The organism is Streptomyces sp. NBC_00683 (assembly GCF_036226745.1).
GTDB lineage: Bacteria > Actinomycetota > Actinomycetes > Streptomycetales > Streptomycetaceae > Streptomyces.
The window spans coordinates 945427-962514 of record NZ_CP109013.1 but is presented as its reverse complement, the minus strand read 5'-3'; the positions used below and the strand labels follow the sequence as shown (position 1 = coordinate 962514).

At 73.8% G+C, this 17088-nt stretch carries 8 protein-coding genes and 1 pseudogene; 8 read left to right on the top strand and 1 reads right to left on the bottom strand.

Going from position 1 to position 17088, the window contains the following annotated elements:
• The first annotated feature begins 844 nt into the window (after positions 1-844).
• A complete protein-coding gene (locus tag OG257_RS04265; RefSeq protein ID WP_329204850.1) occupies positions 845-1600 on the top strand; it encodes a peptidase E in 756 nt (251 codons plus the stop codon).
• 423 nt (positions 1601-2023) lie between these two features.
• Entirely contained in the window at positions 2024-2455 is a 432-nt protein-coding gene (locus tag OG257_RS04260; RefSeq protein ID WP_329204848.1) for a hypothetical protein, read from the top strand.
• 13 nt (positions 2456-2468) lie between these two features.
• Here the strand turns inward: OG257_RS04260 and OG257_RS04255 are convergent.
• Positions 2469-3376, bottom strand: a protein-coding gene (locus tag OG257_RS04255) for an IS5 family transposase (protein ID WP_443054550.1) whose coding sequence is annotated in 2 segments (ribosomal slippage) — positions 2469-3290 and positions 3293-3376 — 906 coding nt in all. Because the reading frame shifts where the segments join, the coding sequence is not laid out codon by codon here.
• Between the two features lie 162 nt (positions 3377-3538).
• On the opposite strand from OG257_RS04255, the pseudogene OG257_RS04250 reads away from it, so the two are divergent.
• The 6 genes and pseudogenes from OG257_RS04250 to OG257_RS04225 all read left to right on the top strand — a co-directional run.
• Positions 3539-3864 (top strand): annotated as a pseudogene (locus OG257_RS04250) (class I SAM-dependent methyltransferase); the annotation flags it as partial.
• Between the two features lie 160 nt (positions 3865-4024).
• The gene (locus OG257_RS04245) at positions 4025-4885 is read left to right on the top strand and encodes a DUF4132 domain-containing protein (RefSeq protein ID WP_329204846.1); all 861 of its coding nucleotides are present in this window, start codon (positions 4025-4027) and stop codon (positions 4883-4885) included.
• Positions 4882-10059, top strand: coding sequence for a hypothetical protein (locus OG257_RS04240; RefSeq protein ID WP_329204843.1), 5178 nt, complete (start codon positions 4882-4884; stop codon positions 10057-10059). The genes OG257_RS04245 and OG257_RS04240 overlap by 4 nt, the downstream gene beginning before the upstream one ends.
• The gene (locus OG257_RS04235) at positions 10056-11276 is read left to right on the top strand and encodes an AAA family ATPase (RefSeq protein WP_329204841.1); all 1221 of its coding nucleotides are present in this window, start codon (positions 10056-10058) and stop codon (positions 11274-11276) included. Before OG257_RS04240 ends, OG257_RS04235 begins: the two co-directional genes overlap by 4 nt.
• Before the next feature lie 3 nt (positions 11277-11279).
• Entirely contained in the window at positions 11280-15110 is a 3831-nt protein-coding gene (locus tag OG257_RS04230; protein ID WP_329204839.1) for a vWA domain-containing protein, read from the top strand.
• Positions 15107-17017, top strand: coding sequence for a hypothetical protein (locus tag OG257_RS04225; protein WP_329204837.1), 1911 nt, complete (start codon positions 15107-15109; stop codon positions 17015-17017). The genes OG257_RS04230 and OG257_RS04225 overlap by 4 nt, the downstream gene beginning before the upstream one ends.
• The last annotated feature ends 71 nt before the right edge of the window (positions 17018-17088 follow it).

The window sequence follows — 17088 nt, the reverse complement described above, 5'->3', positions numbered from 1 at the left end:
GGGGGAACCTTCCTGGTCTGGCGCCCGGAACGCGTCGAGGCCCGTACCCCTCGGTACGGGCCCCAACGGTTTCGATGCGTCTCCCCAGTTTACCAGCGGGCGACCTGGCACGTTCCGGTCCCGTCGGCACACCCGCCGGCGTCACCGACCTCGGCCAGGGGCAGTGCTCGCACCTGCCCCGACCTGCGAGGGAAGGATGTCGAGCGGACCGGTCAGGAGTGCCGTCGCAGGAACGCGGCGCCGCTCAGTTCGAAGCCCTGCACAGTGCGAGCCGGAGGTTGCAGCCTTCGAAGTCAAGGTTTCGAGTGGTGCTCCGGGAACGACCACACAGCGGATACCCGCGGCAAGGGCAGCCTGGAGGCCCGGAGGGGAGTCCTCGAAGGCACTCCTTCGTGGGGACTCAGCCCGAGGCGGCGACCTGGATGACGGGGCGGTTGTCGAGGACCACGGGCTGGGGCAGCTTTTTGGACCAGCTGGGCCAGGCGGGTCTGGCGGCGCTCGGGGGCGAGGCGCAGCGTGAGTGCGAACTTGTCGCCGCGGAGTCGCCCGACGGCGGCGCACTTGCCTGCCCAGGTGCTGAGCCGATCCACGGCCGCTGTGATGACCGCGCTCCCGCTGCGCGGCCGAGGGTGTCGTTGATCTGCTTGAAGTGGCCTCCGGACTACGGACCGGATCGGGAACTTCCCTCCGGCTGATGCTCTCCGTCCGCTCGTGGCCTTGTCCTGTCGCTGGGTGGGACCGCGCGATGACGGCGGATCTATCCGATTGCGGCTGTAGCCGGTGGCTTGGCATCGTTCGGAGCGTCGTCCGCGTCGTCTGAATCACGAATCGAGGGGGCACCCGCATGGCTGTCGTTCCGGACCGTCGTCTAGCTCTCCTTGGAGGAGGCTTCTCCACCGATGACGACGGTCTGCTGGATGATTGGGTGCTCGAGCAGGTGCGCACTCCTCGCCCCAAGGTGTGCTTCGTTCCAACAGCCAGTGGCGACGCCCCCGCTTACGTCGAGCAATTTCTTGCGGCCTATCAATCACGCCCCTGCGAGCCCAGTGTCTTGCAGCTGTTTCGGCGGAACCTCGATGACGACGCCATGCGAACCTTCTTGCTGTCTCAGGACGTCATCTATGTGGGTGGGGGAAACACCGCGAACTTGCTCGCGGTGTGGCGCACACACGGCGTGGACCGGATGTTGCGCGAGGCCTCTGACCGCGGAACCCTGCTATGCGGTATCAGCGCTGGTGCCAACTGCTGGGCCGAGGGCTCGCATACCGATTCTTTCGGGCCGCTGACTCATCTCTCCGACGGTTTGGGCCTGCTGCCTGGCTCGGTCTGCCCCCATTACGACAGCGAGCCGGGCCGGCGGCCCTCCTATCAGGCGGCCGTCGCAACCCACGCGCTTCCTGCCGGTTGGGCAGTGGAGGACGGTGTTGGCGCTCTCTTCACGGGTGGTGTGCTGACGGACTCGGTGACGCGCACGGCTCAGGCTCGTCTGTATCGGGTAACCCCGGACGACGACGGCGGAGTCAAGGAACAAGCCCTGCCGTGTCGTCTGCTCGTGACGACACGTCAGCCCACCTCGACCGTGGGAAGTGGTGACGTGTGAACGGCTGGGCTTCAGCTGCAGAAGTATCGGACCGATGCAGGTGGAGGCGGGGTGCGGCGTGCTTGGCATCCGACGGCTCAGAGCAGGCGCACACATCCACGCCAAGGTCGGCTACACCACTCCACGGCATCCGACGTCTGGGCTCGACACTGGGAAGCGGTGCCCGACCGCAAGAACAGTTCTTCCAGCCCGTGTTCCCACTCGGAGGCAGGTACGTCCCAGATCATGTGCGGCTGTCCCCGCCGCCGCCACTACACACGGCGTGCTCATTCGTTCGCGGGGCAGGCCGGGCGAACCCGCCCCTCACCCGGCACCACCCCGCTGAAATCCCCACACCCGAGCCGTTGACCAGGACATACACCGAAGTCCGGCTGGAGTGCTAGGGCGTGTATCGGAAGCGGATCATGCACATAGGGTGTCGGCATGTCGCTGAGCCACATAGCCCTCTCGTCCGGTCGTTCGATCGAGCTCACCGAGCTGCGGATGTCTACGACCTATGGGGGGATGTTGGAGGGCTACCCGTGCAAGCGCATCAACGACATGAAGGTCAGCGGTCTCCTGCGACAGGCCGAGCATGCGTTCTCCTTCGCGCCAGTGCATCTCGTTCCGCCCTCCCGCGAGTACCCGGACCAGACCGCTGGCGCCTTCGGCCCCGTTGAGGTGCTGCCTTCCGTGGCTTGCATCGGTGTTTTCGGCTCTACAGCGGTCGATCCTGAAGTCGACGCAGTGCTGCACCGCTCCGCTCTCATCGTGGCCTGGTTCCAGGCCACCCCGGACGTCCCGTCGGCCGAAAATGCTGATCTTGCTCTTCGCGGCATTCGCTGGGACGAACTGGCCCAGGACTACGAGCTCTAGGGACAGGTACTGATCACAGCCACTCGTTGATGGCCGCTACGAGGACAGTGGCCTCATAGCGGACCGCGAGGAGGACAGTGGCCTCATAGCGGACCGCGAGTTTGTCGTAGCGGGTGGCCACGGCCCGGTGCCTCTTGAGCCGGTTGATCCCGCACTCGACCGCGTGGCGCTCACGGTAGTCGACCGGGTCGAAATGCGGTGGCCGGCCGCCGCGGGAGCCGAGCTTCTGGCGGTTGCGTGCCTGGTCGGCCTTGTCGGGGATGGTGCAGCGGATTCCGCGGCGGCGCAGGTAGGCGCGGTTTCTGCGGGAGGCGTACGCCTTGTCCGCGCGGACTCGGTTGGGGCGGACGCGTGGCCGGCCAGGCCCGATGCGAGGCACGCGAACCTTCTCCAGCACGGGTTCGAACTGTGGCGAGTCCCCGCGCTGCCCGGCCGTAATCACGATCGACATGGGCCGCTGACCTTGCTCGACGGCCAGGTGCAGCTTGGTGGTGAACCCGCCGCGCGAGCGTCCCAGTCCGTGATCTCCGGGCTCGGTGAACACACCGCCCGGTGGTTCCTTCCGCAGATCACCCTGCTTGCGGGCCCCGGCCGCATGCTGATGAGCCCGGCACACGGTGGAGTCGACGCTCAGGTCCCACGCGATCGCACCCTTCACGTCAGCCAGAGACTGGAGCCGCGTGAAGATCCTCTGCCAGATGCCGTCCCGCTGCCACCAGCGGAACAGGTCATAGATCCGGCCCCACGGTCCGTACTCGACGGGCACGTCCCGCCGCGGAACACCGGTACGGACCCGGAATCGTATGCCGTCGATCAGCCGCCGCGAGACCAGACGGGCGGCCGCCCCGTCTTCGCCCCCTTCGGCAACAACGGTTCCAGCAACGCCCACTGTTCATCCGTGAGATCGCCCCGCCCGCTGATTGGTGGTCCGGGTGGGGCTGTCACCCGATCCGGCGGTCACCCGATCCGCCAGGCACCCACGATCCAGAAGACCGCGAACCTCGTCCACAGGATCGCGAAGCCCCAGATCAGGGGGTGTACGCCGAACAGCGCCATGGTTCCGAGCCCTCCGGCCCCGGCTGCCTCGGTGCACGGCTGTACGACGAGATCGGCAGCGCTCACACCGCGACACGGCGCACCGAGCCGCAGGTCGCCGCGCAGATCCTCGAGCCGCTCGGGGACGCGCAGACGGCGCTGAACGTCGGGGCAGGCACCGGCTTCCTGCGAACCTGCCGATCGCGACGTGACCGCGGTGGAGCCATCGCCGGGCATGCGAGGACTGCGACCTGTCGGCTCGGCGCCGTGTGTGGCCGCGGCCGCGGAGGGCCTGCCGTTCGAAGGACCGCTCCTTCGACGTCGCGACGGCTGTCTCCACCGTTCACCCACTGGGGGACCCAATGGCGTCACTTCTGGGGCGCGGGCCCGTATGACGAAGCGCAGGGGGCCCGGACCCGTTGTCACTGGGGACGCCTAGAGTCTCTCCCACTCGTCACGGTGCGTTGCCGTAGACGGGCTTCATCAGCGTGCCGCCGGTTCGGCGGCCGTCCGGAACAACGGGGAGAACAGCGCATGGGGTGGGTTCCGGCGGGCGACTACGAAGTCGCCCTGGAGGCGGGCCAGGTGGTCTGCCGCAACGGGAAAGGCCGACGGCTGAAGTCCGTCCCGGCCAAATTGAAGGACGATCCGGCGGTCGTCGGACTCCGGCAGTTGACCGAGTGGCTGGAGCGGCACGAACGCCAGTGCCGGACCGACGTCGAGCAGTGGATGGTGCGTTCGTTGCCCGTCCCCACGGCCGTGCTCGCCCAGGTCTGGCCCGACCCGGCATGGCAGGCGGCCCTGCGGGACGTGGTGGTCACCGGCGCGGACGGCGGGGTCGCCGGGTTCCTGCGCGATGTCGACCCCGACCGCGGTCTCGGCCTCGTCGACCTGGACGGCGACACGGTCCGCATCACCCCGGACGTCGTCAGCGTGCCCCACCCCGTCCTCCTCGAAGACCTCGACGATCTGAGGGAGTTCGCCGTCGAACTGGGGGTGCGCCAGAACGTGGAGCAGTTGTTCCGCGAGGTGTGGCGCCGTCCGCCCGGCCTCACCCCGGAGACCACCTCCGTGGACACCTACGCCGGCGGCGTGTTCAAGGAAGTGCGCTTCCTGCACGGCCGCGTCACCCAACTCGGGTACCGGTCGCGCGGCGGATACGCGGTCTGCCCGGTCGTCGAGGACGGCGCCACCGCCGAGGCGCGCATCTGGATCGGCGAGCACGACGGATACGACGACTACGGCACCGAGACGGGCCCCCTGGGCTGGACCGACCCCGCGGGGCGCGCGCTGACGGCCGCCGAGGTCGGCCCCGTCGCATGGTCCGAGGGCATGCGCATGGCGGCGGCACTCTACGCCGGCCGCGACGTGGAGGACGAGGAGCGGGCGGCATGAGCATCACGACGACGAACACCGACGAGAACACGACGGAAGCGGGCGCGGCGTTCCTCCCCGCCCAGGCCCGAGGCGGGAGCACCTCCGCCGCCGAGGCCCGCGCGGCGGCCCTGCTGGACGCGGGGGCAATCCTTCCGGCCGGCACCACCGACCGGGACGACGCCGACGCGCTGACCGCCCGCACCTACACGCACACCGCCCTCGGTGACCGCCCCGTGGTCCGGCTCGTGCCCGGCACTCTCGGCGAAGCCGAGGACCTGGCCCTGGAGTTCCTCGGGCTGGCCCGGACCGCCGATGCCCCGCTCGTGGGCCAAGTGCGCCGCGAGACGCTGGGCTTCCCGGCCTGGGCGCTGGTCAACGACCCGGCCAACGGGCACCACGCCCTGGCCCTGGTCAAGGACATCGAGCGGCTGGGCCGGCAGGCCAGGACCCGCGCCGGAGCGGCCAAGGAGGGCTTCGACGCACTCGGCACCCGGCTCGGCCGGGCCGTGCCCCACTTCCTCCCCACCTTCTACGAGCAGGTGGCACGCCTCTACCTCCAGGCCGAGAACACCACCTACGCCGCCTCCTTCTTCGGCAAGGCCCGCGAGGCCGAGCGGGTGCACGGGCTGGTCGTGGACGAGGACCGGCAGCGGGCCGTCTTCCTGGAGTTCGCCTTCGCCGGCGCGCTGACCGTCAAGGCGCTGCGGCAGTACGTGCGGGACTTGGTGGCCCGGCTCGCACCGGCCGACGCCTGGGCGCAGTACCGCCGTCTGCTGGTCGAGCGCTGCGCGGCAGGCATGCCGCCGTACGCGGCGCTGCCGCAGGACGTGCGCGCGCTGGTCAAGGCCGCCGGGCTGGACCGCGAGGCCGCCGAACGCGAGCTCGTGGCCGATCTGATCGGCTCCCCGGGAGTCGTCCGCGCCCCCGCCTCGTTCTGGGCGACCTACCGCTCGGCGCTCATCGCCCTCGCCCGACGGGATGCGGCCGTGCGGCTCCGGCTCCTCGGCTTCTTCCCGGATACCTTCAACGAGAGCGAACGGGACGAGGACAGCGAATCCGGCTGGCTCGCGTTGCTGGCCGAGTCCGGCGCCGAGGACCTGCTGACCGCCCTCCCGAACACCTCCGACAACGCTCCCTCCGACTCTGCCGCCCCGTCCGTCTCCCCGGCGGACTGGCTCGCCCGCTGGGAGGCACACCGCCGGCGCAACCGGGTCACCTCGGGCCGCAGCCCGCAGACCCTGGACCTGGCCGCCCGGATGGCGGACCGGCTGCGCGCCGACGGGCGCCCCGTCGAGCTGTTCCAGGGCCGCTGGCAGCGCACCGCCGACCTGGACCTTCTCGACCTCTGCCTGGCCTCCGGCGTCCCCGTCGCAGAGCCGGACGGCCAGGACACGGGCACCGCGCGGTCCTCCGGTGTCCTGGTCGGCCCGTGGCTCACCGACACCGCCCCCGGCGCGCGGGATCTCGCCGCCGTCGCCGAACAGCGGTTCTTCCGCGCCCTTCTGAGCCGGAACATCGGCAGCCTCGGCGACGGACACGGTCAGCGGCTGAGCGACGCCGGCATGGCGAAGCTGGCGGCGCACCCGGTGCTCTCCGGAATCCTGCGGGAGTGGCTGACCGCCCGCGCCGAGGAGTACACGGCCGCGCGAGGGCTTCCCGGGCTGCACTCCGCTCTCAACAGGCTCTCTTTGTTCCGCGACGTGGTCGCAGACGTCGCCCCGGAGGCCGTGCGACTCCTCACGGGCCACGATGTCGTGCCGCTGCTCGCCTCCACCCTGCGTACCGGCGTCCTCGACGAACTGGGCTGGCCCGCGCTCGACGAGACCTACACCGAACTGGCCGCTGAGGTCGCCACGCGTCAGCAGCGCCACCGGTCGGAGAGCGTCGGTGTCACCGGCGCCTGGCCCGCCCTGATCCTGAACACTCTCGAACGGGCCGTCGTCATCGGCCCGGAAGGCGTCCTGCTGCGGCACACCCTGCGGGTGCCCGCCACGGTCGACCACTGGCGGACGCTCGCCTTCCGTTACGTCGACGGCGAGTTGCTGGTCATCTGGTGGGAGGACGGCAAGCAGCGCGGCTACTGGTCGCACCGCCCCGCCGAGGTGTTCACCGTCGGCGGCGAGCAGATCGCTCGCTGGGGCGGCTCCGGCCCCTCGGACGAGGTCTGCCTGCCGCTGCCCAGCGGCGGCCGCGCCACCGGCGGCAAGGCCCTGCACGCGGGCGACACCTCCCTCCCGCCTCAGCGCGCCGTCATCTCCGACGGCACAGGTCTCTGGCGGGAGGGCCACCAGGGCACGCAGCGGGTGTGGCTGGAGTACGACCCGGCCGGCGGCACGCACGGCCGCGCATCCCTCCCCGCCTTCCTCCGCTCCGGAGTGCAGGACGGCACCCGGCTGCTCACCGAGCGCTGCCAGGTGCTGCCCCTCCAGCCCGGCCTCGAGACCACCCCGTTCGGCACGGACGGCACGGTCCTCGGCCGCTGGGTCCGCCGCACCGTCACCGAGCCCGGCACGGCCGCCCCCGCCGACGGGCACCGGATCGTCGCCGGCACCCCCGACGGCCACACGGTTGCCCTGCCGCAGCCGCTGCCCGACGGCGGCTCCCCGGTGCCGCTCGGCGCCCTCACCCTGCCCGGCGGGTCACGGCCGGTCGCGGCCCTGCACCACCGCTCCGTCGAGGCGTACCCGGCGGACACGGACGGCACCGGTGGCGGCTTGTGGTCCGTCACCCCCGACTCCTCCGGTGGGAACGACGCGGCGGGCACCCCCTACGTGCCACCCGTCGCCTACTGGCACGCCCTGCGCCCGAGGGACGAGCGGGGCTCCACCGCCCTGCGGAACCTGACGGACTCCCGGGCGGGGGATCTGTTCAAGGTGGTCGCCGAAGCGGTCGCCCGGCACCTGGAGGCGTTCCGGGCCGTCAAGGAGTACACCGGGCCCTCATCGCGGGAGATGAGCCAGGAGGCCGTCGCCCAGGTGCTTCCGGAGGTGTCCGACGCACGGCTCCTCGCGGGCGTCACCGGGCTCGTCCGGAACGCGGTGGACCGGGCTGTCGCAGCCGCCCGGTACCTGGAACCGCCGAAGCCCGTACAGCCGGCCACCCCCCGGGACCCGGCGCGCACCCAGGGCATGTTCTACGATCACAAGCCGGAGCACGGCGACGACACGACCCTGCGGAACGCCACCGTCTGGGGCTCCGACCGGATGCACGGCAACTGGTGGGGAGCCGTGAGCCGGTGGACCGCGGTCCGGCAGATCCTCGCCGTCAACCATGTCCTCGGCGGCGAGCCGGCGTTCGGCCCGCCCACCCCGCCCACGGTCCCGTTCGTCCCCGCGGACGGCTGGCAGCGGGACGAGTACACCGTGCCCGGTGACTCCCTGGCCTGGACCTCCCTCCTCGACAAGCTGCCCGAACTGGCCTACCGGGCCGCCTCGGCGACCACCTCGGCCGAGCACCGCGCCGGACTCCTCGTACTGCTGGAAACCCTCGCCGCGGGACCGCTGGCCGACCCGGCGGGCACGGTCCGGCAGGTGGAGCTCGTCGAGCCGTTCGGCGCAGGGACGGCCGGGCCGGGAAGCCACGAGGTCCTGCACCGCCTCGGCCAGGTGCTGCGCAAGGGCAGCCGCACCGTCGTGGTCATCGCCAACCGCGGCCGGAACTCGCGGAACGACGCGGCACGCTGGCTCGCCCTGGACCACGACCCGACCGGCGCCTTCGGCCCCGTTCCCGGCTTCACCCTGGACCGCGAGCACGTCCACCGGCAGGGCATCGCCCGCGACCGGCTCACCCGGCTCACCGCCCTGGTACGGGAGCAGGGCCCCGCCCCCTGGCGTCCGGAAGCCGCCGCAGCGTTCCACACGGCCACCCGGATCGGTGCCCTCCAGTCCGCCGCCCTGCTGTCGGCGGCCGTCGAGGAGCCCGGCGCCGAGGCGCTCGCGCTGCTCGGGATGAAGACACGTGCGTTCGAGGCGGCCCAGGCCAGGCTGAACGCGCTGCCCCACGACGACCGGCACGCCGTGCTCCGAGCAATGCTGCCCGCGGACCCGGCGGAGCTGTGGTCCACGGGCCCCGACGTCAGGGCCGCCGCCGAGGTCTGGCAGGAGCGCCTGGCCTCCCTCGTCCGCGTCCCCGAGGAACTGGACCTCGACCTGTCGGGCACCGACCCGGGCGCCGTCGCCCTGGTCCTCAACGCGGGCTCCCGGACCTGGCTCGCCCACGGCACCGATGTCCAGGACGGCACCGGTCGCCCGGGGCTGCGCCGGGTGGGCGCACGCGGTGCGGTCTCCTCGTCCCTGACCGCCCTGCGCACCCTCGCCTACACCCTGCCGTACGGGCACCCGCTTCGGGCGCACCTGCCCGTCGGGCTCGCGGCCCTGCGTGGCCGCCTCGCCGACCCGGACCTGGTGCTGGACCTCGGTCTGGACTGGACCGAGTCGGGGGGCTCGATCGGCCCCGTGGTCCGCGCCGCCCACGGGCTCCCCGAGTCCGGCGGCGCCGGCGCCGACGGTCTGGTCCGGGCCGGCGCGGCGCTGCTCCTCGCGCCCGGCCACGGCAACAACGAGAAGCTGCTGATTCGCCCGGCCGGACTGGCAGGCCCCGACGACCCGGCGTTCGGCCTTGTCGAGGGCACCGTCGGCGGGTACCACACCGGCGATCTGCTCGCCCTGCGTGCGCTGCAGGGTGAGGAGATCGACGCGTTGACCTCGGCGGGCGCCCCCGACGGCTCCCCGCACCACCCGGCCCAGGACCCGACGCGCTCGGTGCCGGACCTGGTGGCCGAGGTCGTCGACGGCCTCGGCCTGGACGCGGACGCCGCCGCCCTCTACCTGATGCTGCTCGCCCTGCCCGACCCGACGGACCGCAACTGCGTGCGCTGGACCGAGTGGAAGCCGGCACGGGTCAAGAAGGCCCGGGCGGAACTCGCCGCCACCGACATCGTCGTGGAGGCGAAGCGCTCCCGGGCCGGCCGCACCCTGTTCCTCCCCTGCGGCTGGCTCGAGCGCGGCGCCCCCGGGCTGCCGCTGGAGACCTGGAAGGAAAGCCTGTATCCCGTGGCAGGGTCCGCCCGGACCCTGCCCCACCTCCCCGTGCCCGCGCTGTTCGCAGCCGCCTGGGCACGGGTCCGCGACGGCGACGCCCCCGCCTTCGAAGAACTGGACACCCGCGCAACCCGGAAGGGCCGTCGCCGATGACGAACGACACCACGACCACCATGGACGCCTGCACGGGCGGTGTCCCGGACCGGGCGGCGGCGCCCGGCCGGGAACACCGCCAGGTCACGCTGCCCGAGGACCGGTACGCCACCGAACTGGCCTTCCTCGCCGCCCACGACTCCGGGCCCCGCCCACCCGGCTGGCTGCTCACCCCGCGCGCCGTCGTCACGTTCGTGATGGGCAGCGCGGGCGAGGCACTGAGCCTGCCGAAGGACGCCCGGCCCGCGGCCGGGGTGCCGCGCCGCCTGGTGATCGAGCAGAAGTTCGTCGGCGAGCGCGCCCTGGTCGAACGGTGCGTGGTCACCCTTGCCGGAGAGCGCGGGCTTCTGCTCGTGGGCGAACCGGGTACCGCGAAGTCCATGCTCTCCGAGCTGCTGTCGGCGGCCGTCTGCGGGACCAGTGCGCTCACCGTGCAGGGCACCGCGGGCACCACCGAGGACCAGCTCAAGTACGGCTGGAACTACGCGCTGCTGCTCGCCCAGGGCCCCACCGAGCAGGCCCTGGTGCCCTCCCCGGTACTCACCGCCATGACCCGGGGGGCCGTCGCCCGCGTCGAGGAGGTCACCCGCTGCCTGCCGGAGGTCCAGGACGCCCTCGTGTCACTCCTCTCCGAGCGGCGGATCGCGGTCCCCGAACTCGCGGGCGGGGAGGGCGCCCAGGTGCACGCGGCCCCCGGGTTCACCCTCATCGCCACCGCCAACCTGCGGGACAAGGGTGTCTCGGAGATGTCCGCCGCGCTGAAGCGGCGCTTCAACTTCGAGACCGTGGGCCCCATCGGGGACGTGGACGCCGAGACCGCGCTCGTGCGGCGCCAGTCGCGGGCAGCCGTCGAACGCGTGGGCGCCGCCTACCAGGTGGACGACGCGGTCCTCGAAGCCCTCGTCACCGCTTTCAGGGACCTGCGCGAGGGCCGCTCCGTGGAGGGCTGGGAGGTTGAGCGCCCCTCCACGGTGATGAGCACGGCGGAAGCGGTCTCCGTCGCGGGCTCCATGGGCCTGGCCGCCGCCTATTTCCCCGGCGACCGGGACGTGCTCTCCCTCCTGCCAGGACATCTGCTCGGCGTCGTCCGAAAGGACGACCCCGCCGACGCGGCACGGCTGCTGGGGTACTGGGACGGGCCGGTGCGCAGGCGGGCGGAGCAGGGGTCGGCCACCTGGCGTGCCCTGTGGGATCTGCGCGCGGTACTGGAGAACTGACGGATGAGCGAGTCGACCACCGCCGAGACGCGGTCCACCTCCCGGGCGCGGTCCACCGCCGAGGCGTCGCCCACCGCAGGGGCGCAGGCCGCTTCCCCGGCGCCGGGTCCGGCGGCCCGGCCCGCCACCCCGGAGGCCGCGGTGGCGGCCCTGGCGGCGACCGGACCCGGGTTGCCGTACCTGATCGGGGTGCGCCACCACGCGCCCTCGCTGGCGGCCGCCCTCCCCGCACTGCTGGACGCGGCTGCCCCCGACGTCCTTCTCGTCGAACTGCCCGCCGAGTTCCAGCCCTGGCTGGGCTGGCTCGCCCACGAGGAGACCGAGGCCCCGGTGGCGCTGGCCGCCGTGCCCGTCGACGGTCCCGGGCCCGGCCCGGCAGGCGAACGGGGCCCGGCGTTCTACCCGTTCGCGGACTTCTCGCCCGAACTGGTCGCTCTGCGCTGGGCGGCAAGGAACGGGGTCCCGGCTGTGGCCTGCGACCTGCCGCTGGCGGACCGGGCGTGGGCGGGGGGCCGTCCGGACACCCCCGCCCCCGTCCCGGGCGCCGACTCCGCGCCCAGGCCGGGGGAGGGGCACGGGCTGTCCGACGCACTCCGGTCCCGGCTCACCGGCCGGGACGGCGACGACCTGTGGGACCGACTGGTGGAGGCCCTCGCGCCCGGTTCGACACCCGAGGCGCTACGCCGTGCCGCCCTGCTCACCGGCTGGGCGCTGCGCCACGAGGCCGAGGCGCGGGACGGGGTGCAGGGCACGGACCTGGTACGCGAGGCATGTATGCGCGGACATGTCGCCGAGGCCCTGGCAAGCGGGCGGCGGCCGGCCGTGGTGGTGGGAGCCTTCCACACCCCGGCGCTGCTGCCATCGGCCGCCGGGGCCGCCGGGGGCCCCGCGCCGGACGTGCCGGTCGTTCCGGACGCGTCCGCCGCCGCGCCCGAGCCGGGCGCTGACGGCCACCTGAGCGGCGCGTCCGGAACGGCGGCGTGCACGGTCTCCCTCGTCCCGTACACGTACCCGCTGCTCGACTCACGGTCCGGATACCCGGCCGGCATCCGGGACCCGGAGTGGCAGCACACCGTCCTGGACGCCGCCGGAGACCCGGCCGCGCTCCACGAGGCGCTCATCCGCACCGCGGTCCGCGTCTGCGCCGCCCTGCGCGAACAGGGCCACCCCTACGGCCCGGCGGAGGGCAGGGAGGTCGTCCGGGTGGCCGGTGACCTGGCCCGCCTGCGCGGCCTGCCCGCCCCCGGCCGCGGTGAACTCCTGGAAGCCGTGCAGACGGTGCTGGGGCGCGGCGAGACCTACGGCACGGGCCGCGCCGTCGCCCTGGCCCTCGAACGCGTACTCGTCGGAGCTCGCACGGGACGGCCCGCGCCTGCCGCTCCGCGCAGCGGACTGGGCCCCGCCGTCGAGGCCGAGACCGCGGCGCTCTCCCTCCCCGGCCCGCAGGACACGCACGAGAAGACACCGCGCGACCTACGGCTCGACCCGGCGCGCTCCACCCTGGACCGGCGCCGCGAACTGCTGCTGCGCAGGCTGACGGTGTGCGGCATCCCCTACGCGCAGGAGCAGGAGGTGACCGGCGCGGCGGGCACGGAAGGACTCACGACGCGCTGGCAGGTGAGGTGGACCCCGGCGACGGCCGCGATGCTCACCGCGGCCGGCGCCCGCGGCGTCACCCCGGCCCAGGCGGCCGAGGGCGTGCTGCGGCAGCGGCACGCGGCCGAGCGCGCGGAGGGCGGCCCGACGGCCGCCCAGGTCGTCCGCGGCCTCACGGAGGCCGCCGAGTGCGGGCTCCTGGCCCTGGCCGACGAACGGCTGACGGAACTGGCGGCCGTACTCCCCGCGAGCGGCACCCTTCCCGAACTTCTCACCGGGCTCGACCTGCTGGATCGCATCGACGCCGACCACCTGCCTGGCCTGGCCGCGCCCGAGGACCCCTCAGCCCCGGACGACGCCGCCACCGCCACCACCGTCTCCGCCCGTGCCTCCCGCACCGCGCCCGTGGCCGAACTCCTGACTTCGGCTGCGGTCCGCCAGGTCGACGGCCTGGCCGGCTCCGAGGAGCCCGAGGACGCCCGGGCACTGCTCGAACTGGCCCAGCGTGCCGACCGGGTGGGCGGCATCCGGCTCACCGACGCCCTCGCCCGGCTGGCCGCCGACGGCACCCCGCTGATCGCCGCGGCCGCCGGAGCGGTCAGGGTGCTCACGGGTCACGAAGAGCCCGAGAGGTTCGGCGGGCGCGTCGCCTCCTGGGTGGACGGAGCCGTGGACAGCACCTCCCGGGCCGCGCTCACCGCCCGCCTCACCGGCGTCCTGACGGTGGCGGGCCCGCTCCTGACCGTCGGTGTCGGAGCCCTGGACCCGTTGCTGCTCCGGGTCGTCGAGCTGGACGACGCCGCGTTCCTGGCCCGGCTGCCGGCCCTGCGCGGTGGCTTCGACACCCTGAGCCCGGCCGCCCGGGACCGACTGCTGGACACCGTCGAGGAGCGGCTGGGCGAACGGGTGGGCACCCTCGACGCGGACGATCCGGCCGAGCTGGCCCGCCGGACGGCCGCCGACCTCGCGGCCCGCGAGCTCCTGACAGGCCTCGGCCTGCCCGTCCCGCCACCCGCCCACGACGACCGGTTCCCACCACTGTCGGGCCACCCTGCCGCAACGCGCGTCCTCACACCCGCGCCAGAGTCCTCCACCGGTGCCACCCCCGCGCGGACCCTGGCGCCCGCCGACCGGTGGCGGCTCGTGCTCGGCCGGCGTCCCGACCAACTGCCCCCCGGCGCGGCCCGCCTGGCGACCGCTCTGGACGAGCTCTACGGCGCGGGGCACGGCGAGGGGTCCCGCAGCGGCATGCCCGTCCCCGGTCACGGTGGCGGCTCCGGATCGCGCGGCGGCCGGGAACCGTCGTTCCCCGGCGTCCGCGAGTGGTCCGAGGAACTGGCCGCGCTGTTCGGCCCCGGCATCCGCGAGGAGGTCCTCGCCGCCGCAGCCGTGACAGGCCGGCAGGACGTCCTCGCCGAGCTCGACCCGGCGGCCGCCACCCCCTCCGTGGAACTGCTCCGGACGATCCTGCGGTACGCCGGCGGCCTCCCCGAAGCCCGCATCGCGGCGCTCCGGCCGCTGGTCCGCCACCTGGTCGACGAACTGACCCGGCAGCTCGCCACCCGGTTGCGACCCGCCCTCACCGGCACGATGGCGGCCCGGCCCACCCGCCGCCCCGGCGGCCGGCTGGACTTGCCACGCACGCTGCGTGCCAACCTGGCCACCGCCCGCCGGACGGCCGACGGAACGGTCCAGGTGATCCCCGAGAAGCCGGTGTTCCGCAGCCGCGTCCGCCGGTCGGCCGACTGGCGCCTGATCCTGGTCACCGACGTCTCCGGATCCATGGAGGCGTCCACGATCTGGTCCGCGCTGACCGCCTCCGTGCTCGCCGGGGTGCCGACCCTGAGCACCCATTTCCTGGCCTTCTCCACGGAGGTCGTCGACCTCACCGGCCACGTGCACGATCCCCTGTCCCTCCTGCTGGAGGTGAGCGTGGGCGGGGGCACGCACATTGCCGCCGGGCTGCGGCACGCCCGCAGCCTGATCACGGTGCCCGCCCGCACCCTCGTCGTCGTCATCAGCGACTTCGAGGAGGGCGCGCCGCTCGGCGGACTGCTGGCCGAGGTACGGGCACTGGTGACCACCGGCTGCCACGTCCTGGGGTGCGCGAGTCTCGACGACGCCGGTCGGCCCCGCTACTCGACGGGCGTCGCCGGGCAGCTCGTGGCCGCCGGCATGCCCGTGGCGGCCCTCAGCCCACTCGAACTGGCCCGCTGGATAGGGGAGAAGACCGCATGACCGCCGCCCAGTTGCCACCCGTCGCGCCGGAGGTCACGGCGACGCTGGTGGAGGACCTCTCGCCCCGGCTGCGCAAGCGGCTGGACGCGGCAGTCACCAAGCTCGGCGCCCGCCCGACGCACCGCGTCGGGGACACGGTGACGATCGCGGTCGACGACGACACCGAGTTGCGCCTGCACTGCCCCGGCGGTGTGGTGGCGACGGCGGACGCCATCACCTGCGGTTGCCTCCTCGCCCCGGCATGTGTCCACCGCGCGGCCGCCGCCTGCGCCGCCCCCACGGCGGAACCGGAGCCCGACCTCGCCGACCGGCCCACCCGGGAGGTTCCCGGATCCGCCTCCGCAACGGACCCCGGCACCTCCGGTTCCGCCCCCTCGCCCGAGGTGGCGAGCCCAGCCCAGCGTGCCGCGGCCGACGCCCTGTGGTCGGCGGGCGCCGCCGTGCTGGAGGCCGGCGTCGACGGGGCCGGCGCCGTCACCCAGTCGGCCCTCCTCCGCGCCGCGCACACCGCCCGGCTCCGGCAGCTGCCGCGCGCCGCGGGCGCCGCGCTGTCCGTCGTCACGCTGCTGCGCGCGGCCCGCGCCGGGGACCCGTCCTACCGCACCGCCGGGCTCGTCACGGCTCTGGCCGAACTCCTCGGCACCGCACACCGGGTGGGGACGGCGTCCGGAGCGGAGCTTGCCGCCGTCAGAGGCCGTGCGCGCCGCCCGTACAGCCCGGACGGCTCGCTGCGCCTGTACGGCCTGTTCACCGAACCCGTGGTCACCGACTCGGGGCACGGCGGCGTCCGCACCTGGGTCGCCGGATCCGACGGCCGCCTCTGCACGGTCGGTGACGTGGCACCCGGCGGCGTCGGTCGCGCCGTGGGCGTGGCCGACCGGGCCGTGCGCCTGGGGGACTGCTCGCTCACCCACCGGGAGCTGGGCCGGGCAGGCCTTGCGGTCTCGGGGGCGACGGTCTCGCCGGACGGGAGACTGGGCGCCGGGAAGGGCGTCAAGGCCGTCAGCGCCAAGGGTGCGGCGTGGACGGAGCCGCCGCTCGCCGCGCTGTGGGAGACGCCGCCGTCCGAACAGGCCGCCCGCGCCCTGCGGTCCACCTCCCGTTACGCGGACCCGGACGGCGGCGGCAGCGACCTGCTCTTCCTGGACGTCGAACTCATCGGTCCTGTACGGGAGTCGGGCGGCACCTCCCTGCTCGCGCTGTGCGAGGGAAGCGTTCCCGTCCGGCTCGCCGTCGCCGACGACGATCCCGCGCTGGCCCATCGCGACAACCTGATGCTGCTGGCCGCGGCGCCGGGGACACGGCTGAGGATCATCGGCCGCCTGGTGCCCGCCCTCCACCCCCGGCTCACCCTCCTCGCCTGCTCGCACCCCACCGGCGAGGGCACGATCGACCTCGGCCTCGACCGACTGCGCCGCGCCGACCTCCCGGACCCGGCTGCCCATGTGCGTCCCGCCCCGCCACAGCCCGGGGAGTCCGGCGCCCACTCGCCGCTGTACCTCCTGGAGCGCCGGGTCGAGCAGACGGTCCCGGCGGGCCGCGCCGCCCTCGGCATGCTCGGCGACGTCACCGCCGAGACCTGGCGCCTCCGCCGCGCGGGCCTCCCCACGGCCGCCGGACTCCTCACCGCCCTGTGCACCTCGGCGGCCCGACGCGATCGCGATCTCTTCGGCCGTCTCCTCCCTGCCGACACCGACGGCTTCGCCATGTACTGGCTCACCGCCGCCCGTTACACAGCCGCCGTGGCCGAGTCCCTGTGCGCGGCAGCCTGGGAACCGACGCGGGAGGGCCCTGCCGCGGTGCCGTCCGTCCCGGACGAGGGGCCGACAGTCCGCTGCCTCGAACGCCAGGCGGCCCCAGAGTTCTCCCAGCCGGTCGGACAGTCGCAGCCAGGACCCCGCTCATAAGGGCTGTACGGGAGGCCGCTGCGGGGAGCGGAGTACGAGCAGGGTGACCTCACTGGAACACGGCCCCTTGG

Excerpts from the sequence above, each read along its gene's own strand:
- OG257_RS04265 (WP_329204850.1), top strand. The coding sequence starts at position 845 with ATGGCTGTCGTTCCGGACCGTCGTCTAGCTCTCCTTGGAGGAGGCTTC.
- OG257_RS04260 (WP_329204848.1), top strand. The coding sequence starts at position 2,024 with ATGTCGCTGAGCCACATAGCCCTCTCGTCCGGTCGTTCGATCGAGCTC.
- OG257_RS04245 (WP_329204846.1), top strand. The coding sequence starts at position 4,025 with ATGGGGTGGGTTCCGGCGGGCGACTACGAAGTCGCCCTGGAGGCGGGC.
- OG257_RS04240 (WP_329204843.1), top strand. The coding sequence starts at position 4,882 with ATGAGCATCACGACGACGAACACCGACGAGAACACGACGGAAGCGGGC.
- OG257_RS04235 (WP_329204841.1), top strand. The coding sequence starts at position 10,056 with ATGACGAACGACACCACGACCACCATGGACGCCTGCACGGGCGGTGTC.
- OG257_RS04230 (WP_329204839.1), top strand. The coding sequence starts at position 11,280 with ATGAGCGAGTCGACCACCGCCGAGACGCGGTCCACCTCCCGGGCGCGG.
- OG257_RS04225 (WP_329204837.1), top strand. The coding sequence starts at position 15,107 with ATGACCGCCGCCCAGTTGCCACCCGTCGCGCCGGAGGTCACGGCGACG.